Source organism: Vibrio sp. S/42/10 (genome assembly GCF_029890535.1).
Lineage (GTDB): Bacteria > Pseudomonadota > Gammaproteobacteria > Enterobacterales > Vibrionaceae > Vibrio > Vibrio cyclitrophicus.
The window spans coordinates 374,373-394,535 of the sequence record NZ_JAKMZC010000002.1; the positions used below are offsets into that span (position 1 = coordinate 374,373).

General features: G+C 42.9%; 22 protein-coding genes. 11 read left to right on the top strand and 11 right to left on the bottom strand.

Going from position 1 to position 20,163, the window contains the following annotated elements; all coding sequences use genetic code 11:
• Positions 1 to 52: 52 nt before the first annotated feature.
• A complete protein-coding gene (locus L8S15_RS03920; RefSeq protein WP_010431259.1) occupies positions 53 to 574 on the top strand; it encodes a nicotinate-nicotinamide nucleotide adenylyltransferase in 522 nt (173 codons plus the stop codon).
• Positions 575 to 596: 22 nt separating this feature from the next.
• On the top strand, positions 597 to 1,088 hold the full coding sequence (locus L8S15_RS03925; RefSeq protein WP_010431257.1) for a hypothetical protein: 492 nt from the start codon (positions 597 to 599) through the stop codon (positions 1,086 to 1,088).
• A gap of 192 nt (positions 1,089 to 1,280) precedes the next feature.
• On the opposite strand, the gene L8S15_RS03930 is transcribed toward L8S15_RS03925, so the two are convergent.
• Positions 1,281 to 1,907 carry a hypothetical protein gene (locus L8S15_RS03930; RefSeq protein ID WP_016767905.1) on the bottom strand — a complete coding sequence of 209 codons (627 nt, stop codon included), beginning with the start codon at positions 1,905 to 1,907 and terminating at the stop codon, positions 1,281 to 1,283.
• 175 nt (positions 1,908 to 2,082) lie between these two features.
• Here L8S15_RS03930 and L8S15_RS03935 point away from each other — a divergent pair, with 175 nt between their 5' ends.
• Positions 2,083 to 3,189, top strand: a complete 1,107-nt coding sequence (locus L8S15_RS03935; RefSeq protein WP_016767906.1) for a 1-acyl-sn-glycerol-3-phosphate acyltransferase — start codon at positions 2,083 to 2,085, stop codon at positions 3,187 to 3,189.
• Between the two features lie 162 nt (positions 3,190 to 3,351).
• On the opposite strand, the gene L8S15_RS03940 is transcribed toward L8S15_RS03935, so the two are convergent.
• A complete protein-coding gene (locus L8S15_RS03940) occupies positions 3,352 to 3,951 on the bottom strand; it encodes a hypothetical protein (protein WP_010431249.1) in 600 nt (199 codons plus the stop codon).
• A 104-nt stretch (positions 3,952 to 4,055) separates the two neighbouring features.
• Here L8S15_RS03940 and L8S15_RS03945 point away from each other — a divergent pair, with 104 nt between their 5' ends.
• The gene (locus tag L8S15_RS03945; RefSeq protein ID WP_016784268.1) at positions 4,056 to 4,358 is read left to right on the top strand and encodes a DUF1496 domain-containing protein; all 303 of its coding nucleotides are present in this window, start codon (positions 4,056 to 4,058) and stop codon (positions 4,356 to 4,358) included.
• Positions 4,359 to 4,395: 37 nt separating this feature from the next.
• On the opposite strand, the gene L8S15_RS03950 is transcribed toward L8S15_RS03945, so the two are convergent.
• Positions 4,396 to 4,695, bottom strand: a complete 300-nt coding sequence (locus L8S15_RS03950) for a YfcZ/YiiS family protein (RefSeq protein ID WP_016768808.1) — start codon at positions 4,693 to 4,695, stop codon at positions 4,396 to 4,398.
• A 531-nt stretch (positions 4,696 to 5,226) separates the two neighbouring features.
• Here L8S15_RS03950 and L8S15_RS03955 point away from each other — a divergent pair.
• Positions 5,227 to 5,688, top strand: coding sequence for a TetR/AcrR family transcriptional regulator (locus tag L8S15_RS03955; RefSeq protein WP_010431239.1), 462 nt, complete (start codon positions 5,227 to 5,229; stop codon positions 5,686 to 5,688).
• Positions 5,689 to 6,080: 392 nt separating this feature from the next.
• On the opposite strand, the gene L8S15_RS03960 is transcribed toward L8S15_RS03955, so the two are convergent.
• From L8S15_RS03960 to L8S15_RS03985, 6 genes are all read right to left on the bottom strand, one after another.
• Complete coding sequence (locus L8S15_RS03960) at positions 6,081 to 6,863, bottom strand: heme ABC transporter ATP-binding protein (protein ID WP_016768807.1); 783 nt, start codon at positions 6,861 to 6,863, stop codon at positions 6,081 to 6,083.
• Entirely contained in the window at positions 6,863 to 7,900 is a 1,038-nt protein-coding gene (locus tag L8S15_RS03965; protein WP_016768806.1) for an iron ABC transporter permease, read from the bottom strand. The genes L8S15_RS03960 and L8S15_RS03965 overlap by 1 nt, the downstream gene beginning before the upstream one ends.
• A 125-nt stretch (positions 7,901 to 8,025) precedes the next feature.
• Positions 8,026 to 8,916 (bottom strand): ABC transporter substrate-binding protein, encoded by an 891-nt coding sequence (locus L8S15_RS03970; protein ID WP_016768805.1) that lies wholly within the window; start codon positions 8,914 to 8,916, stop codon positions 8,026 to 8,028.
• Positions 8,917 to 9,065: 149 nt separating this feature from the next.
• Complete coding sequence (locus L8S15_RS03975; protein WP_016768804.1) at positions 9,066 to 9,479, bottom strand: biopolymer transporter ExbD; 414 nt, start codon at positions 9,477 to 9,479, stop codon at positions 9,066 to 9,068.
• Entirely contained in the window at positions 9,476 to 10,177 is a 702-nt protein-coding gene (locus L8S15_RS03980; protein ID WP_016768803.1) for a MotA/TolQ/ExbB proton channel family protein, read from the bottom strand. The genes L8S15_RS03975 and L8S15_RS03980 overlap by 4 nt, the downstream gene beginning before the upstream one ends.
• Before the next feature lie 2 nt (positions 10,178 to 10,179).
• A complete protein-coding gene (locus L8S15_RS03985; protein ID WP_280572028.1) occupies positions 10,180 to 10,995 on the bottom strand; it encodes an energy transducer TonB in 816 nt (271 codons plus the stop codon).
• A gap of 160 nt (positions 10,996 to 11,155) precedes the next feature.
• On the opposite strand from L8S15_RS03985, the gene hutW reads away from it, so the two are divergent.
• From hutW to L8S15_RS04005, 4 genes are all read left to right on the top strand, one after another.
• Entirely contained in the window at positions 11,156 to 12,565 is a 1,410-nt protein-coding gene (hutW, locus tag L8S15_RS03990) for a heme anaerobic degradation radical SAM methyltransferase ChuW/HutW (RefSeq protein WP_016788096.1), read from the top strand.
• A 58-nt stretch (positions 12,566 to 12,623) separates the two neighbouring features.
• Positions 12,624 to 13,145 carry a heme utilization cystosolic carrier protein HutX gene (gene hutX, locus L8S15_RS03995; RefSeq protein WP_008215687.1) on the top strand — a complete coding sequence of 174 codons (522 nt, stop codon included), beginning with the start codon at positions 12,624 to 12,626 and terminating at the stop codon, positions 13,143 to 13,145.
• Between the two features lie 119 nt (positions 13,146 to 13,264).
• Positions 13,265 to 13,795 carry a heme utilization protein HutZ gene (gene hutZ, locus L8S15_RS04000; RefSeq protein WP_010431215.1) on the top strand — a complete coding sequence of 177 codons (531 nt, stop codon included), beginning with the start codon at positions 13,265 to 13,267 and terminating at the stop codon, positions 13,793 to 13,795.
• A gap of 114 nt (positions 13,796 to 13,909) precedes the next feature.
• Entirely contained in the window at positions 13,910 to 14,452 is a 543-nt protein-coding gene (locus L8S15_RS04005) for an ATP:cob(I)alamin adenosyltransferase (protein WP_016788095.1), read from the top strand.
• A gap of 85 nt (positions 14,453 to 14,537) precedes the next feature.
• Here L8S15_RS04005 and L8S15_RS04010 read toward each other — a convergent pair whose 3' ends face one another.
• Positions 14,538 to 15,452, bottom strand: coding sequence for a chemotaxis protein (locus L8S15_RS04010; protein WP_016788094.1), 915 nt, complete (start codon positions 15,450 to 15,452; stop codon positions 14,538 to 14,540).
• 269 nt (positions 15,453 to 15,721) lie between these two features.
• On the opposite strand from L8S15_RS04010, the gene ppiC reads away from it, so the two are divergent.
• Positions 15,722 to 16,000, top strand: a complete 279-nt coding sequence (gene ppiC / locus L8S15_RS04015; RefSeq protein ID WP_010431207.1) for a peptidylprolyl isomerase PpiC — start codon at positions 15,722 to 15,724, stop codon at positions 15,998 to 16,000.
• A 282-nt stretch (positions 16,001 to 16,282) separates the two neighbouring features.
• Complete coding sequence (locus L8S15_RS04020; protein ID WP_016788093.1) at positions 16,283 to 17,671, top strand: alpha-amylase family glycosyl hydrolase; 1,389 nt, start codon at positions 16,283 to 16,285, stop codon at positions 17,669 to 17,671.
• A gap of 125 nt (positions 17,672 to 17,796) precedes the next feature.
• Here L8S15_RS04020 and L8S15_RS04025 read toward each other — a convergent pair whose 3' ends face one another.
• A complete protein-coding gene (locus L8S15_RS04025; protein WP_010431204.1) occupies positions 17,797 to 19,668 on the bottom strand; it encodes a methyl-accepting chemotaxis protein in 1,872 nt (623 codons plus the stop codon).
• Positions 19,669 to 20,163: the final 495 nt, after the last annotated feature.

A 20,163-nucleotide genomic window follows, 5' to 3' on the forward strand; every position in this document is an offset into this window, starting at 1 on the left:
CGATTTAAAAACCTCTTTGCACAAGCTTAGAAAGAGAAGGCAGTAATTAACAATGGAAAAAATAGCCATTTTCGGTAGTGCGTTTAATCCACCGAGCTTAGGGCATAAAAGTGTGATTGATTCGTTGGCTCACTTTGACAAGATTCTACTGGTACCAAGCATTGCCCATGCTTGGGGAAAAGAGATGCTAGACTTTGATACGAGATGTCAGCTTGTCGAGGCGTTTATCTCTGATTTATTGCTGGATCAAGTTGAACTGTCATTAGTTGAGAAAGGACTATTTACTCCTGGTGAAAGTGTCACGACCTATGCCGTCCTTAGTCAGCTTCAAAAGCAGCATCCAGAGGCCGAACTGACCTTTGTCATCGGGCCTGATAATTTCTTTAAGTTTTCATCGTTTTATAAATCAGATGAAATAACAGAACGCTGGTCTGTTATGGCTTGCCCCGAAAAAGTAAAGATTCGAAGCACTGATATTCGCCACGCTTTGCAAAATGGGAGCAATGTAGCAAAACTGAGTACAAAGTCAGTTACAAGAATATTGCAAGACAGTGAACTGTATACAATAATATAGATTCACTATTTTAAGAGGTCTGATGACTATGCTGAAGGGCGCGATACCAGCGACGTTAATTATTGCTGCATGCAGTATGCCTGCGTACGCTGATTGTGATTTTTTTAGTTTAGATTCGATCATGCTGACTTCTGGTGATGAAAATAGTTGTCTAAATTTTTCTACTAGCATCGAATCTTTTGGTCAGCGTATGCTAGAAATCAGTGGATTTTCAGGCGGAGACTCAGAGAGTAAACCTGACTATTGGTCCGATTGGGTTATCCAAAGTAAAGATTCCCCTCTGTTAACACAAAGCCTTGAATCAAACTATGTTGGCTTGGGGATGTGGTTCCCTGAAGATCTGGAAGACGAGCAATATGACATGTCTACAGAAGAATGGTTAATGAACCATGGTCTTCAGTTGAGTATCGGTTTTGGTGAGAAAGTAGAAGGGCAACCTCGTATGCGCTTTGATTACCGTTGGCATGACTCACGAGACGCAGACTTGATGATGCAGGTTGAATTGCCATTCTAGACCGAAAGGCCATTAGTCGATGTTGAGATGCGAAGAATTCAAAGTTGAAATGTTAAGAATTAAAAAAGCCGCAAAAACTGAGTTTTTGCGGCTTTTTAGTATCTAGTGTTTTTGGCTTGGTTTAATAGTTAGCTCATAGACTGGTTTACGTCTGAATTTAGTGAGTAAAGAACGGGGACCGGACTCTTTTGTCTAGAGTTCTTCACCGAACACTAGCATACACAGTTGCTCAAACTCCTCTTCCTTACCTGAGAACAAGTCATCAATCACCAACGCACGCTTTTGACCTGATTGCATGCGTTTCTTTGCTTCCCTCATTACCATCACCAAGGTGTGTTCTTGTGGCAGGTTAGAGTCATCAATATTCCATTGATTGAATCGCTGAGACAGGGCGCTTTCGCAAAGTAATGGTTTGAACGCTAACACTTCTTGTTTAAGCACAGAAAGCATATCTTTGAATGCTTGCTCGGTATTATTAGCATTTGAAGCGCGAGCTTTGGTTATCTCTAGTTTTTCTAATAGCGCCGAAGACAGGTTCGTTTGAGTGATGTAACCCGCTTGTCTTGGGAAAGAATCCGTTAAACGCACAGAAAAATCGACACGATTAATTTGGGTATTTGGAAAGTAGGTCAGTGACGTTAAGCAGTCATAGGGAATCCAGATACTTTGACCTGGCTCAACGGCATACTCTTGTTTACCTAGCTTTATCAAAACCAAGCCACTTTGAACCGATACAAGGCTATGTTTAAGTACTTTCTTGCGTGGTGTGATCACCAAGTGTGAAAAGTAAGCCGATGTATATTCAATAGCGAAGTTCATAGATAGTACCTTAATTTTGGGGCGTCAAGATTACCGTTAATCTGTAAGAATGCCAACAATAACAGGGGATTTTCAATGTTTCTGGTCTGACCTTGTCAAAAGTATGGGCTCTGTAGCTGCGAGAAGTCAAAACAACGCGTAGAATGAGCCAGCTTTTTATTATATGAATTAAAAAATGACCTCTCCAAGCGATCCATATGTTGATATTCGTCCTTACGGCGATGATGAAATTCCTGCGGCACTAAACCGTCTTATTAATGATGAAGAATTTATCAGTGCGATTTTGCACTACCGTTTTTCAAACCATGCGTCTTGGTTCAAAACGTTAATGAGTCCAATTCTACGCGTTTACTTAAAAATGAAGTGGAGCAAGCTGACTAGCGTCGAATCCATTCAGATTGAAGTGAAAAAATACTTACGTGACACGCTAGCTAAAACCACCAATGGTGTGACATACACTGGCTTAGAGTCATTGGATACTGATCAAGCTTACCTGTTTGTATCAAACCATCGTGACATTGCTATGGATCCTGCGCTAGTTAATTACGCTTTGCATCAAAAGAACCATCAGACTTGTCGTATTGCTATTGGTGACAACCTATTGAAGAAGCCATGTGCGACTGAATTGATGCGTCTAAACAAGAGCTTCATCGTAAAACGTTCTCTGAAAGGGCCGCGTGAAATGATGAAAGCGTTAAGCCAGCTTTCTTCTTACATTAAGCACTCTTTAGAAACGGGTAACTCTATCTGGATCGCTCAAAAAGAAGGCCGAGCTAAAGATGGTAATGATTTCACTGAGCCAGCAATTCTAAAAATGTTCCACGTAGAAGGACGTAAGCAAAAAATCGCATTCCCTGAATATGTGAAGTCGTTGAAGATCGTGCCTGTTGCTATTTCATACGAAAACGATCCGTGTGACACCGCGAAAGCGATAGAACTTTTTGAGAAAGACGTAAACGGCAGTTATGAAAAGGGTGAATTTGAAGATATCGAAAGTATCATTCAAGGCATTATCGGTAACAAAGGGCGCGTGCACGTTGGTTTTGGTCAGGTTATTGACCAAGACTTTGATACGCCTGAAGCGCTTGCCGAAGAAATCGATCGTCAAATACACGATAACTACAAACTGTTCCCAGTAAACTTATTAGCAGCCGAAAAAGAAGATGACTCAATTACAGATTCGGTTAAAAAAGAGTTTGAAGAAAAGTTATCGATCTTGCCACAAGGTGCTCGTCAGTACTTGATTGATAGCTATGCGAACCCTGTGAAGAACATTGGTTAGTTCGCGTTCACTTATGGCTAGTTTGCTTATGATGATTAGGCGAACGAGCGCATTAGCTAACTAACAAGTGAATGAATTAAAAAAAGGAGCCTTGGGCTCCTTTTTTGTGTCTGGTTTTGGTCTTTTATTGCCCATAAGAACAAAAAACGAACTTCGTCTAAACTAGCGAGCAACAGCACCGCCGAGTTCTAAATTGGTTGGCCATGTCGTCACGGCGTTACCACCTAGATAGATATTGCCTTTGACCGTCATGGTGTCTGGAAACTCGGTAATGGCAGAGCCGCCAATATACAAATCACCGTCAATGACGATACCGTTTGGAAGTTCCGTCAAAGGAGTTCGAATGACGCTTAAGTCACCTTTTACTCTAAAGCCATTTGGAAGCCTCTGTAGTGGAGTATCTGTGAGATTAATAAATCCACCGACGCGCACACCTCTTGGCCAACTGGTGATTTGGCTGCCAATCAAGTCGGCGTAGCCCTTTATCTTAATGCCTGTAGGAACTCTTGTCAGTTGGCTGTTAGACGCTTTAAGACTGCCGTTCACTTCTAAACCTTTCGGTAAACGGGTAATTGCGGTGTTCTCTATATTTAGATTACCATCAACAATCAGGCCGCTAGGAAGTGATGTGTACGGCTTATTACGTAAATATAAGTTTCCGTAATTATCCAAATGGTTCAATATTTGATACTGATCGAGGGGTTCTGCTGCCACATTTGTTATGGTTAAATAACCAATAATAAGTGCAATTATTCGGATCATAACAAGCTTCTTTATTACGATAAACGATAACACTATAATGAAAAAATTATTCTCGCCTAGTGTTTTACTCATTTATTGGTAGGTAAAAAAGGAATAGAACGACAATGATAGGTAAATTTTGGGTTGGAACAAAGCGTCAAACTTTACAGGCTTTTATGCTTCTAACTTCTATGTGTTGTTCAATATCAGCGAATGCTAATAAAATAATATCAACGCCCGCAAAAGCAGCTGTGGTCGTCACTCAGAGTAGTTCACAGCAACGAGTTTGTTATTACAATGATAAGGCTTATAGCATAGGTGCTGTCGTTGAGGTTTCAGGAGTGGTGATTAAATGTACAGCGGAAAATGATTTTGAAACTAATGGGGCACTTGGTTGGGTTGAAATGATAAAAAAAGACGAGCAGTAAGCTCGCCTTTTTATTTGTATGAATATTGATGCTTATATTAACGCGCTAAAGAGCGAGTTTTAAGTTCAAAAATAATTTTTTCAGCGCTGACTTCAAATTTAAAGCGCGCTTGCAATTCAGTGCTATCTTCTGTCATCTCTGACGCTTCAAACTCAACATTGCTAGACACTTGTTTTGCTAACTCAACGTACTTAGCAAACTCAGCTTCAATAAGGGCTTTAGAGCTACCGTAAACCTTTACTTCAGCAACTTCGTCGCCTTCTTTAATGATAAAGCCGATTTCACCTGCACAACCGCAAGCTTCGCATACATCATTGTTACCGTTATCTTGGCTCATAAATAATCCTCTTACAAAGTCTGAGGTTATTCTAACGAGCAATTTGAACGGTATCTACAAAAATTAAAATCTTTGAACTAATTTATACTGGTATGCTATGTTGTTTGTTTAGAGGTGAAATGAATATCAACATTCGCGACGCAAAATATGTATGTGATCTCCATCATGTTTTGTCGAAGATTAATGTTATTAATTTGTCAGAATATCATTCACTTAGTTGCACCAGGAATGATTTTATAAGACTATCTATCGCTTGATAGGTATTTATACAATGAATTTTTCGTTGGGTATTTCATATTCTAAGTAGTTATTTAAAATTGCAGACTTAGGATCGTAAGGTGATTATTCGAAGAATAATTAGACAAAGCGTCCAGAGAGGCGTCACTGTAGAATTATTCGTACATAGTATTTGTGTGAAATTAGTTATAAATACTTGCGAAAAAATACCTTGCTCACATAATGCTGATAACGATTTGCATTCTGACTTCATTTGATTGAGTTAGATGGATTTACAAAGAGAAGAGCCTGAATATGCCAAAGCGTAGTAAAGAAGATACAGAAATCACTATCCAGAAGATCATGGATGCCGTTGTAGACCAGTTGCTAAGGTTGGGTTACGACAAGATGTCATACACGACGTTGAGTCAGCAAACGGGCGTTTCTCGTACAGGTATAAGCCACCATTTTCCAAAGAAAACTGACTTTACAGCTGCACTAGACGGTCGTATTTTTAAGATGTTCATGGAACACATTGACTTTGAAAATGGTCTTGACGCATTTTCGGCTAGCTGGGTTAGCGCACTTGAAGACGCTGAATTCCTGGCTATCTTACGTCTACTTTTCCATCATATCGTTACAGCTGAAAGCGCGCACGAATTTGCTGCAAACGGTATTGATCGTCTATACAAACTGACGGAAACTCAGTTTGGTGAGACTAGCGGTAAAGAACTAGAGTGGTTGATTGGCAAGTCATTAATTCGTATGAGCCAATAATCAACACGCCATAAAAAAAGCTCCTGAGGGGGCTTTTTTTATGGCTGTAATTTCACTTTTCATTACTCTCCTCTAATGTATTGGTCTTGTTTTCGTCGGTTTACTTCCGTCTTGATAGCGTTTATTTCTTTTCTTTTTATATGCTTACGTTTTCCATGCCTTTACTAATAATGGTCAAATCTCCGTACCACCAACGGCTATGGTTCATATTTAGAGCCTCAAACGCTTAGGATGAGACGTTTGGACTTTATTGCTATGGTTGCTAATAAAGTTGAGTTTGAGACGCGAGAGAGGCTATGAGCCAATAAAAAAGCCTCGAAAAAATCGAGGCTTAGTATGACTTAGTTGTTATTAAGAACGAATACTTGAAATGAGTAGGCCTTAAACCGAGCTTATTGAGCGGGGTGAACTTGAGGAAAACTCATGGTTGGGTGCTTTTCTACGATACTCTTATAGCCATATACATCCTCAATCATCGAAGGTCTAAGTGCCTCCCAAGGACTACCATCGCAAATCAAGTTCCCGTTTTTTAAGACTACCAATCTATCTGAGTATTGTGCGGCTAAGTTAAGATCATGTAGCACGACGATAACAGCAGCATTGTGATTGTCGGCTAACTCTCTCGCGATCTTTAAGGTGTTGTGCTGGTGGGCGAGATCCAGTGCAGACGTAGGCTCATCCAGCATTAATATGCATTGATCACCAGAATAGTGAAGCTGAGTTAACACTCGAGCCAAGTGAACTCGTTGTTTTTCACCGCCAGATAGAGAAGGGTAGAGCCTTTCACTTAAGTGAGTCACATCGGCAACATCCATTTTTTTGCTAGCAATGCTTTTGAGGTTTTTGTGGGATTCTTGCAGAGGGATTCCACCAAGTTCAACAACTTCATGTGCTAGGAAGGGGAAGGTTAACGTACTGTGTTGAGGAAGCATAGCCAGATGCTTTGCAAGCTTATGAGAAGGCCACTTGTCTTTAGTGTGTCCAAAATATTGGATATCACCGTTGCTTGATATTTCTTGGCACAAGGCTTTGAGTAGTGTGCTTTTACCCGCGCCATTTGGCCCAAGCAGTGTGGTTACCTTTCCCGCTTCAACCTCAATAGAAACGCCATCTAATATCACTTTATTGCCGAACTTCACTTCGATATCGGTCGCTTTTAACGCTGAAGGAAACATTAAAGGATTCTCCCTTTCTGTTGAAATAGTAGGTACAGGAAGAACGGTGCGCCGATTATTGCGGTGACAATACCTACAGGTAGCTCTGCTGGAGCAAGTATCACGCGTGAGAACATGTCTGCGGCGGTTAACAGCAATGCACCTAAAACGGCAGATAAGGGAAGTAGAACTCGATGATCCGGGCCCGCTAACATGCGACCTAAATGAGGGATCACAAGCCCGATAAAACCGATCATCCCAGACAAACTAACCGTGATTCCTACGCCTGCGGCGGTCAGTAGAATCAACTTTCGTTTAAGTTTTTGTACTGGGATACCAAGGTGTTGCGCTTCTGACTCACCTAAGAGCAGGGCGTTCAGTGACATCGCTTGGCGGTAGAAAATAATAAACAATCCAACGAGCGTGACAGCAGCAAGTAAAATGCCAGACCACTTAGCACCCGCTAATGAACCCATTGACCATAATGAAAGATCACGCAGCATTTGGTCATCAGCAATGAAATTCAAAAAGCCAATACCTGCGCCAGATAGTGCACTGATCGCTACACCCGCTAACAGCATGATGGTGACTGAAGTGCCAAATTTGCCTGTACCCAGCTTATACACCAATAGCGTAGTTAATGCGCCACCAAGAAAGGCGAAGACAGGGACCGCAGCAAAATTCATAAATGCTGGGTATTGGACGGAAATTTTTGAAAAAAGGACAATAGCTAATGCGGCACCCAATGCAGATCCGGCTGACACGCCAATGATTCCAGGCTCGGCAAGCGGGTTTCGAAATAAGCCCTGCATGACTGCGCCACATAAAGCGAGTATTGCGCCGATTAGCATGCACAATATCGTTCTGGGTAAGCGAATTTCTTGAATCACCAAATTGATGTGAGGTGCTAAGTCATTGTTTAGTTGGAGCAGGCTGGCTGCGCTGTCAGCCAAGCTAATGTTCATTGGCCCAACAGTGATCGAGTACAGCGCGACGAAGACTAAGGCAGTTCCTAGGCCTAACATCGATGTTTTCAGTGGGACGGATCGTAGCAACATAAAGGGCCTCAATGTCTATCACTAGCTTCAATACTGATCACCGACTTCGCAAAAAGCGAGACGGTGATGAGCATTAAGCAAGCAACAGTAGAAATAGGGTAGTCTAGTTATAGCGGGTAGATAAGTTATAACGGATAGATAAGTGCGTTTAATCGCTTCGCTTCAGAAAGGCTTTCAAGGCCAAGCCCTCCAACTAAAGCGCTGCCCTTCACAGTAATAATTTGCTTGTTCATGCCTGCTGGCGTCGCCGCTAGCATAGGTAACGATTTAAGAATGGCATCAGCGCCGCCAATTTTCTGGTAGCTACGTCCGCTCACTAAGATGACATCTGGCTGCATTTCTATCAGAGATTCCATCGACAATGGCTTGTAAGACGTTAGGCTTTGAGCTGCAGGGTTAACACCGCCAGCCAATTCAATGATCGCGTTTGGTGAAGTCTCACCACCGGCAACGTTCGCAGGGCGACCTTCATGCAACAACAGGAAAAGCACCTTCTTCGCTTCGTTGCTTGGTACTTGGTTTGCTTTCAGTGCTGCAACCTTCTGATTGACTTCGGCTTTAACTTTCTGTGAGTGTGCTTCGGTATGGGTAATCTTGGCGATTTGGTCTATTCGCTGTAATAGCCCTTCAACATTCGCTTCGGTATTGACGATCTCTACATCGACGCCCGCAGATTTCAATTGAGATATTGCGTTATCTGGCCCCATTTCATCTGAGCCAACCAGTGTTGTTGGCTGTAATGCTATCAAGCCTTCTGCTGACAGGTTTCGGTGATAACCAATTTTCGGCAGGTTCTCTGCTTGAGGGAAATGGCTTGTTACATCAATCGCCACTAACTGATCTTGAGCACCCAGCGCTAAAACTAATTCGGTAACAGCACTGCCCGCGCTGATGATTCGAGGTTGTTCTGTATCGTTGGCCATTGCTGCTGGCGCGGTCAGAGCCAAGCTCATCGCAGCGATTGATAGTAAATGCTTGTTGGTCTTTAATTTATTGAGCACGTTTAAGTTGTTCATAATAAGTTCTTTATATTTTCTTTTTGTATCGCGAAGATACTCAGTGAGCAGTCCGTTCGCATTGTGAGTTCGAGTCGATAGAGAGGCTTAGCTCTGATTGTTTAGTCTTATCGGTCAGAAGCCAAACCTCGTGAAAATTGAGTCTTGTTTTAGCCATCGTCAGTGAGCAATTGAGTCGCTGGTATTCCGTTTTCTTGAAGAAATGAAAGCAGCTTCACTAAGTTTTCAACGTTGGCGGCTTTATCCGCGCCAATGATGATCGGCTTTTTATCTGTTGAACCTGTCTCTTCTAACAAGGCAATCTTGAAGTTTTCCCAGTCGATGTACTCTTGGCCGTTAATCGCCCAGTAGGGTTCATGGTCTAGAATGTTGACGCTAATCGAGTCTTTGTGGACTTCAGAAACGTTTTTAACGTCAGAACTAGGCAGTTCAACTTCCAGTGACTCCAGCTTTACTGATGCCGTAAGCAATAGAAAAACCATCACGATAAAAATGATGTCGAGCAGCGGTGTTAAGTCCGGCGCTAGGCTCTGTGTGTGAGATGAGTGGGGCGTCTTAATCATGCTTGGCTCACATCACCGATAGAGGCTTTGTTGACTGGCTTACCTTGATTATCATCAGATTGATTGGTTTGAATCGACATACCTTCTAGCCACACATTCACATAGTTCAGGGTATGTTCTAGCTGAGCGAGTACTCGGTCAGCCCAAAGGCCTAATAGCTGTGCGCCTGAAATTGCAGGCAGTGCAATCATCAAACCTGCAGCTGTGGTTCTCATTGCTAAGCCAAGGCCGTCAGCTAGATCATTTGGTGTAATACTTCCGGTGGTAGCAGCTACACCTTTGAACATCTCAATAAGACCAAGCACCGTACCAAGCAAGCCAATTAGTGGACTGATCACGCCGATTAAACCAAGCAACCTTAAACCTGCATGAAGCTGGTGGCGTTTTTCTTGTAGCCAGATGCCTGCTGCATCTTCACGTAGTCCTTTCGAAAAAGAGTGGTGAGCAAGCAACATCGAGACGCCCTTGTACAGCAGCGGTCTTTTCCCTGAAATAGACTGAGCAAGCGCTTCAATCTCTTTGTTGTTGGTTGGTGATATTTGATTGAGCTCGCGACGAATGGCGCGCTTGCCAACACCAATGCTTAACATCACTTGGAAGACTCGTTCAGCGATGATCATTGCGGTTAATGCTGAACATATAAGAAGAGGCCAAGTCATTAAGCCAAGTTGATCTTGTAAGTAACTGATTTGTTGCATGATTAATCCAACCTAAAACGAACAGGTATTTGTACACGGTGAGCAATCGCTCGACCATTGACAGTGTGAGGTGAGAATTTCCATTGTTTAATGGCGTCTAAAGCGGCGTTGTCGAGCATTAGTGCGCCTGATGAATTTACTAATGCTTGTTTAATCTGTTTGCCTTCAGCGTCTAACCAGACCTCATAAGTTGCGACACCTTCAACCCCACGACGTCTCGCTTGGCGTGGGTAATTCGGTGGTGTCGGGCGTGAAGAAAAAGAGGGCTTAGTCACTAATACGGGCTCTTGGTTTGATACGCCTTGGTTTACTTCCTGAGGTTGGTTGGCAGACTCGGCCAGATTTCTATCGATTTTCTTGTCGGCCAGTTTTTCTGGTTGAGGCGTTGGTTTGGACTTTGGTTCTGGGCGTTCTTTCTTAACGACCTTTTTCTGAGTCACTGGTTTCTTTTGAATCGGCTTCTTTTCGACTCTCTTTTCAACAACCTTTCTCTCTACTTTCTTGGGTTGAGGCTTATTGGTGATCGCTTTTTTCTTTGGCGTCGGTTTGGCTTGTTTTGGCTCAACGGCCTTGGGTTCGACAGGTTTAGGTTCAGCTTGTGAGACTGTTTCTTTGATTGGTTCTGGTTCAACCGGCTCTGTGATGGTTTTTTGTTGAGCTTGAGAAGGCGTGCTCTTAGGCGTGAAGTTGATCGATACCGTGTTCGATTGGCTACCTGCAGGCATCGCGAATACTTTGGATTCTTGAGCGACAAACAACAGCGCTGCATGAATCACCAACGATGCACCGCCTGCAATAACATATCTAGGAACGTTCACACTCAATCCTTTACCAAATCAAAATTCTGTATCGGATTATTGCTTAGAATCTAAATAAGATCAATTATCAATTGCATTATCATTTACGTCTATTTATGATTCTTTCAGTTTTAGCGAATAGTCTTTCAGACTTTGCTATGTAAGTGTTTAGAGAGATTATATGAGTCTTGATATTTATAAATTTGACGAATCAATTGTGGGGGTTTCTACCCCAGATCCGCTTCGTTTTGCGTTTGCTAAAAAGCATTCTGCACACGCCGGAGGAAGTACAATTCCGGTCGACCCGAGTAAGAAGTTGGAGCTTTTTGATGAACTGATGCTAAGCGAAGGGAAAAAACAGGATAAGCGTTGCTTGTATATCCATATTCCTTTCTGCCGTGTGCGCTGTACGTTCTGTAACTTCTTCCAAAATGCCGCAAGCCGCAAATTAGTGGATGATTACTTCGATGCTCTGATGGTTGAGTTGAAGCAAAAAGCCAAAACGCCTTGGGCTCAGTCTGGATTATTTCACGCTGTCTACATTGGTGGCGGAACACCTACCGATTTATCACCTCAACAAGTAGAGCAATTAGGTAAGGCTATTCGCCAATATTTCTCACTAGCAAACGATGTTGAGATGACATTGGAAGGGCGCATCAATCGCTTTGGCGACGAGATGTTTGATCGTGCGCTTGAAGGTGGTTTCAATCGTTTCTCATTCGGTATTCAAAGTTTTAATACTCAAGTTCGACGCAGTGCTAAGCGCCTAGATGACCGAGAGATTGTGCTAGAACGGGTCAGTGCTTTGAGTCGTACCGAGCAAGCGCCAATCGTTCTTGATCTGTTATACGGATTGCCATACCAGTCAATGGAAGTGTTCCAACAAGATTTAGAAGACTACATGTCTACTGGTGCACACGGTATTGACCTCTATCAACTGATTGTTGGGGGTAATGCACCTATGCTTAATCTCGTTGAGAAAGGAAAAATCCCACCGCCTGCCAATACGCCAGATAAGGCGAGTATGTACTTGGCGGGCGTCGAGTTCATGGCAAAAAATAAGGTCAAGCAACTGAGCGTGAATCACTGGACTCGTGATAACCGAGAACGCAGTATTTACAACAGCTTAGCGAAAACTTATGCCGAAGTTCTGCCGATTGGTTGTGGTGCTGGTGGCAACATCGGTGGTCATGGAGTGATGCAACATCGAACTTTAGACAGCTACATGGAGTCTATAAAACAAGGTCAGCTGCCGATTGCGATGATGACGAAGCAAAGCTCACTAGAGCCAACCTTCTCGACATTAAAGGCAGGCTTTGACTCTGGTGTTGTTAGAAGAAGTACGTTACCGACCTTTTTGGGACAAGACACGTTCGACTACTTGAAGCCTTTGTTCTCACGTTGGGAGCAGAATGGTTTAGTTGAGCTTTCAGAGAATTACCTGAGCCTGACTATTGCTGGTAGCTTCTGGGCGGTAAGCCTCGCTCAGAGTGTGATTCAAGTGCTTAACGCTGAATATCAAGCGATGCACCCTACACCGAAAGTGTCAGCTTCGGGCGTTCACCCGCATGCAAGCTTGAAGCACGCTTAATATCGAATTTTAAATTTAGAACTTACGTAAATTACTCGTTTATACGGAAACATATTCAATGACAGATACAACATTAGAAATGACTGAAACTCTAGAACAACGTGTCGCTCGCATTCTAGAAGAAGAACCAAAACTGCTTCCTACTGCGATTGCTGAGAAGCTAGGTGTTTCAGAGGTTGAAGTGGTTGCTGCTTTTCCAAACGACATGGCGGTGATGCTAGATGGTAGCCGTGCTCAAGAAATTCTAGAAGGTTTAGTGGGTTGGGGCCCTGTGACCACAATCGTGCATTCATTCGGATCAATCTTCGAAGTAAAAGCGCCGTTCCCTAAAGGCAAAGTAGCGCGTGGTTACTACAACCTTATGGGCAAAGAAGGCGAGCTTCATGGCCACCTGAAACTCGACAACGTGAAACAGATCGGTTTGGTGAGCAAAGCGTTCATGGGTCGTGAAAGTCATTACTTCGGTTTCTTCAGTGAAACGGGCGAGAACATTTTTAAGATCTACCTAGGCCGCAATGAAAAGCGTGAGCTTATTGCCGATCAAGTAGAACGCTTCAAAGCGCTAAAAGCACAAGCTTAAACAGAATCAGCAGTAATAATTAATAAGACATCAATGCTCGAGGATCGTTTAGTTCGCTAATGATCGCTCAACCTCGAGCAAAAATAATAAATCAGAGAAAGTGAATAAAGGAATTACCCATGGAACAGCAAGTAAAACAAGAACGTCTACAAGGTCGCCTAGGTCCAGAAATTAAAGAATTTCGCCAAGAGCGCCGTACCCTTCAACTTGCAACGGTTGATGAAGAAGGTCGCCCGAACGTAAGTTACGCGCCTTTCGTTCAGAACCAAGAAGGTTACTTTATTCTAATTTCTGATATTGCTCGTCATGCTCGTAACTTGAAAGCAAACCCTCAAGTCTCTTTGATGATGATTGAAGACGAAGAGAGCTCGAAGCAGCTTTACGCACGTAAGCGTTTAACGTTTGATGCTCAGGCAAGTGTTGTAGAGCGTGAAACGGAGCTTTGGACTCAAGTGATCTGCCAGATGCAAGAGCGTTTCGGCGAGATCATCGATGGTCTGAGCCAGCTTCAAGATTTCTCTCTGTTCAACCTTAAAGCAGAGAACGGTCTGTTCGTTAAAGGCTTTGGTCAGGCATACCAAGTGTCAGGTGACGATCTGGTGGATTTCGTTCACCTACAAGAAGGCCACAAAAAAGTGTCTAACGAGTAACTTAGCTTAAGCTATTGTTTTAAGAGCCCTCTAATGTGAGGGCTTTTTTATGTCTAAATCAAAGAGTTTGCTATATTGGCATCTGATTAATATTTTGTGTGTAAGGATCGATACGTGAAACCAGTAAGTCGAGATTGGGATGAGTTCTGTTACCCATTTATTTATGAAGACAGTCCTATCTGTGATTTTGAAATTTTGTCGGATGAACTTTGTTGTCGTATTGGATTAGTACTGTCTTTAGACCTAGAGCCTCAGGTTCGTGAGATCTTGCAACGCTTGCAGCCGAACATTTATCACTTGAATGGTTCTGTGCGCGGTAAGCTCGCCATCACCGAATCTGAATTGGTCGATCTCAAGCAAGATTATCATCACATTCGCGATCAGCTAGAAGGTGGTTTCAAAGGGTTTGTCTTACCGGGCGGGCACCGAGTGTCCAGCGAGCTTCACTTATGTCGTTGTCAGGCTAAAAAAGTCGTGCGAGCCTTGGTGAGTATTGAGCATCATGAAAGTAAAAAATCGCCAGATCCGATTCTTTTTAAATACGCTAACTTAGTCGCGAACACACTCTATGCATTGGCGTCTTTTACCAATCATGTCAATGAAGTTGAAGAAGTGGAATTTGTGAGTAAGAGCTATTCTATGCCAAAGAAATCTTAAGGAAGAGTTCTACACTGATTTATCTCTGATGCTTAAGAAGCTAAACCATTAAGCATGATGCTAGGTTTAGCTTCCAAAATAGCGTCTAAGCAGCCGAAGATGCTTCGTTTAAAACTTTTGCACCGCGTAGCATGGCTTCGATTAATTCACCTGCATTGAACTTCTCAAGTGCTTCATGAGCCCCTACCTGATTGGCACGGTCGACACAGATCTCACTCGATAGTGAAGTATGCAAAATACAGTAAGCATGCCTCAGTGCGTTGTCGTTTTGTACTTCAAACGCAAGCTCATAACCATCGAGCCCCGGCATTTCGATATCGCTTACAAGAAGATCAATCGCATTACCTTTGCTAGCCTCTCGTCGCATCAGATCGATTGCGTCTAACCCGTTGTTACAAATGCTATATGGGATGTTGATACTGTCTAAGGCATCAGACAGCTGCTTTCGCGCGATCAAAGAATCATCAACCAACAAGATATTCAGCGCTTTGAGGCGCTCTCTCTCGACATCGGTAAGCATCGGAATATGCGCATTTTCGTAATGTGGGTAGATTTTAGAAAGCAATAACTCCACATCGAGCATCTGCACGATACGATCTTCAAAACGTGTAATACCCGTAACAAATACATTGCGACCAACGCTGGTGGGCGGCGATTCAATGCTCTTCCAGTCACACTCAATGATCTTATCAATCGAACGAACCAAGAATGCAACAACGGTTCTTAAACAATCGGTGACGATGAGTACACAGCTTTGGTATTCAGCAGGGGTGATAGGACGAAAGCCAATCGCCGCAGACATATCAATGACAGGAACCGTAAGATCACGGATAGTGACGGTGCCAATGACGTGGTGATGAGAGTAGGGGATTTGGGTCATTGGTTGGAAAGGAACGATTTCTCTAACTTTAAGCGTGCCAATCGCAAAACTTTGAGTGAGGGATAACTTGAACATCAACATTCCCTGTGACTGACTCGCTTTACTGATTGTTTTAGCCATATGTGGCTCCTACTTAATACGCGCTTAACTTATAAGGATTAATTTAAAGGGAAATGGAAGCAGGGGCAAGTGACTAACCCGTTTTTAAGGGCCTTTAAGAGGGTTGTTTTCGGTTATAGAGTGAAGAATAGTGGTTCTTGGGTTAAAATCACGCTAAATGCGAGTTGCTGAACAATTTCTGTCGATGAAGCTAGTCGACGGGCAAATCGCGATAAACTGATCGTTAGAACTAGCAGTAACGAACTGACAGAAACAAACTGAGAATTATCATGGCAAGAAAAGCAGCAGCGCTTCACATTTTAGTGAAGCATAAAGAACAAGCAGAAGACATCATTAAACAGCTTAAGAAAGGCGCTAAGTTTCAAACACTAGCGAAGAAGCACTCTACTTGCCCATCGGGTAAAAAGGGAGGTGACTTAGGCGAGTTCCAAAAAGGTCAAATGGTGCCTCAGTTCGATAAGGTTTGTTTCTCTGGCGAGACGTTGGTACCACATCTGGTAAAAACAAAATTTGGTTGGCACGTGGTTAAGGTTCTTTACAGAACCTAGTGTAAGATATGTGTGCAATAGAATAAAAGGAGCGTATGTACGCTCCTTTTTTGTCACTTTTTGGCGTATTTAAAAGCATGATGGCTGAGTGTTCATCCCAGACGTTATGCGATAATTGGTGCTACGCCCTCAACTATCCGCCGTGACTAATTGATAGGAGGAGGAGGGGTTTTAATGAGTAAGTCATATAATAAATGCCATTCTTAAGGAAATTTATGCAGCTTTGCCTTTTAGCCTTGTCTTTATCTAGAAAGCTGTAAACAAGTTTGGTAGGAGAACAACATGGAGAGTTCAGCTATGTTAAGCAACCCAGCGACAGATGTCATATTGCATGCCTTTGACTGGTGTTACGCTGACGTAATGAAGAACGCCCCACTGATTCAAGAGTTGGGTTATAAATCGGTTTTAGTTTCACCAGCAATGAAGTCGTTACGCGGCCCCAAAGGTTGTGACCGAGAGTCTGGTACCGAATGGTGGCAACGTTATCAGCCACAAGACTATCGTGTGATTGATAATCAACTTGGCGACACGCAAGATTTCATCGCGATGGTGAACACGTTAAAACAATATGGGCTTCGTACCTATGTGGACGTCGTGTTCAATCACATGGCCAACGAATCTGGCATCCGAGGTGATTTAACGTATCCCAATCAACAAGATATGGCATCCTACCAGCAAGATTCTGAGTATTACGAATCCATACGTTTGTTTGGTGATCTTTCTGAAACTCTGTTTGATGAAAACGACTTTGTAGAAGCGTTTGGTATTAAGAATTGGAAAGATACTTGGGAAGTACAAAATGGACGTATTACCGGTGGAGCGAGCGATCCCGGCTTACCAACGCTATTAGATAATGACAATGTGGTCGCGCAGCAAAGAGCTTATCTCAAAGCCTTGAAAGCTATTGGCGTGAAAGGTTTCCGTATTGATGCCGCAAAGCACATGACACTGTCACATCTGCGTAAGGTGTGGACTGATGACATCTGCGAAGAAATGCACATCTTTGGCGAGATCATTACTGATGGTGGTGCGACGGAAGAAGAGTATGAGTTGTTCCTTGAGCCATACCTCAAACACACTCGCTTAGGCGCTTATGATTTCCCGCTGTTCAATACCATTTTCAAAGCCTTTGAAGAGCAGGGCAGCTTTAAGTCTCTTATCAATCCGTACTGTTTTGGTCAGGCGCTATCGAACATGCGAGCCATTACGTTTGCTGTGACTCATGATATTCCAAACAACGAGGTGTTTTTGGAACATGTGATGGATGAAGTGGACGAACGATTGGCACATGCTTTCATTCTGGGTCGAGATGGCGGTGTACCGCTTGTTTACAGTGAGTTGAGCACAAGCGGTATTCTGGATCAGAACGGCCAGCCTCGATGGCTTAACGACTGGCAAGCGCCTTACATGAAAAATATGATTCAATTTCATAATCATGTTCATGGCGAAGCAATGCGTGTGGTTGAAGCGAATGATGATTTGTTGGTGTTTGTTCGTGGAGACAAAGGCATTGTGGTGATTAATAAATCTAAGCGATGTAAAACGGCATCACTAACTTGGACGGGTGATGTGACGGATTTATTGTCCGGTAACGTGTTTGAATGTGCAGACAAGGCTTTAACCATTAAGGTTGAACCTAACCAATGTATGATGTTGATTACTAATAGCTGATGGATGCATTTAGGCTAAAATAGTTAGGAAATCAGAGGTTTGTAATTACTGATTCGCAAAAGAAAAGGCATGCTCAAATAATGATTAAGCATGCCTTTTTTGTTGGTTTCATCTTAGATGCAATCTTACACGGTAAACTTATTCAACAGTTCATCCTGCGCACGAACATTATCAGTTTGCACTTGCATTGCCGTATTCGCTTCTTGAGCTGAGTTTGATACTTGTGTTGAAAGGTCTTTGATCTTAACCGTGTTGTTATTGATCTCTTCCGCTACCAAGCTCTGTTCTTCTGCTGCTGAAGCAATCTGAATATTCATATCAGAGATACGCTGAATCGCGTCACGGATGCGGTCAAGTGAAGAGTTCGCTTGCTGCGCGCGTTCAACGGCGTCAGTCGCAGTGTCTTTACTTTGGTTCATCGCGTTAGATACTGAGCTTGCGCCAGCTTGGAGCTGCTCGATCATGTTGCGGATTTCAGTTGTCGACTCTTGAGTACGTTGCGCCAGAGTACGAACTTCGTCGGCTACAACTGCGAAACCACGACCTGATTCACCCGCACGCGCGGCTTCAATCGCAGCGTTCAATGCCAGTAGGTTAGTTTGGTCAGCAATGTCGTTGATTACTTTAAGAATCGTTTCAATGTTTGCTGTTGCTGATTCAAGTACTTGTACTTCTGCAACGGCTTGGTCGATACGAGCTGAGAGGTTATCAATGGCTTGCGTGGTGTCACTTACTACTGAAGTACCGTCTAGTGTTGCTTCGTCAGCTTCACGAGCTGCTGCAGCCGCCCCTTGAGCGTTGTTTGCTACTTCTGTTGCAGTCACTGCCATTTCGTTCATTGCGGTTGCTAGCTGTTCAAGTTCTTGCAATTGCGTATTCATTGCGTTTGCTGATTCACCTGCACCTCTAACTGTGATTTCAGTACCACGCTTAATCTCAACGCCAATTGCTTTAGATTGAATGATTTGGCTTTGTAGGTTTTCGGTAAAGGTGTTGAAGCCTTTCGCTAGGTCAGAGAACTCTTTGTCTGTGTTGGTATCTAGGCGCTTAGTTAAGTCACCTTGTCCGCTTGCTACGTCCTGAATTGCTTCGTTAAGTGCATCAAGTGGGCGCATTAATACACGAATCAGAACCGTTAGTGCAATGATGCTGAGAATTACGGCAATCAACGAGTAAATCATCGAGCTGTTTTTCAGGTCTTCAACGGTTTGGAAAGCTATTGCTTCATCAACGATTGCCCCAATATACCAATCTTCACTTGGAATGTGAGTGAAGTTTACTAGGAACGTTTTGTCATCGACTTCAATTTCTTGAGAGCCTTCACGAATCGTAGCTTGTGGCATGTAGCTTGAGAGCATTTCACCATTGTTCTTTGCATTTGGGTGGGCGATGGTCGTACCGTCGGCTGTTACTAGGAATAGGTAACCTGCATCAAACAAGTTTACTTGATTTACTAGGGTCGCTAGGTTAGTCAGCTCTAAGTCGTAGAACATGCCAGCAGTGAAGCGGCCGTTGTCTTTTACGGGTGTACCTACTGAGATGATGACCTTTTTGCTTGATGCATCCACATAAGGAGCGGTAACTACTAAACTGTTTTTGGATTTAGCATCAATATACCAAGGGCGAATTCGTGGGTCGTAATCTGGGCCGGCTTCCCATCCGTCATCATTTTCAATGACGAAACCGTTTGCCTCATAGCCAAAACCAACTGCGAGAAAGCTATTTTTAAGCTTAGGCTTTTCTAGGATAGTTTTTACATAAGCATGATCTTGAGGAGCGATCTCGATGACTTCAGTTGTTGATTGAGCCAATGCTTTCTTGGCGTTCATTTCAGATACTACGGTGTTCTTAACACCTGAGACCATCTCATTAACGCTCGCACTGACGTGGTTTTCTACCGCACTTCTCACGGTGTAAAGTTGTTGTATTGAAAGCAATGATACTGTCACTAGCAGCAAGGCTGATGATGCAGCAACCACCTTATGGCTAAATTTCATTGAATTTTCCCCTTCTCACTGTCTTTGCGAAGATTAAAGTAAATATTGTTTCTGTGATTATATATATCGACGAGACTTGGATTTACTTGAATGTAATTTCACAAATCAGACCACAAAATACAACAACTCATACGATGTAAAATTCACTCTATTGCAAAATTACGAGTTTTAGTATTTTGTTCAATGAGTTGAAAACTTAAGCAAGCTTGAGTCTTTGGGAATTAATAATTTATTAATGAGGCGTTTATGAATATGGTTTTCTATTCAAATGAGAGGAGGGCAATAATGAATATGAAATTAAATGATATGCCGAATTTTATATATTGTTCAGGTTATAACTTAAAAGACTAAGTATATTAATTATAAATAAAAAAGCCCCGCATTTTGAACTGACCCCCAATAGTTGGACACCAATTATTGGGGGTCTTTTTATGTCCAAATATAGCCGAGAGCTAAAATGTATCATTGCTAGGCAATACTTAGATGGCACGTCAT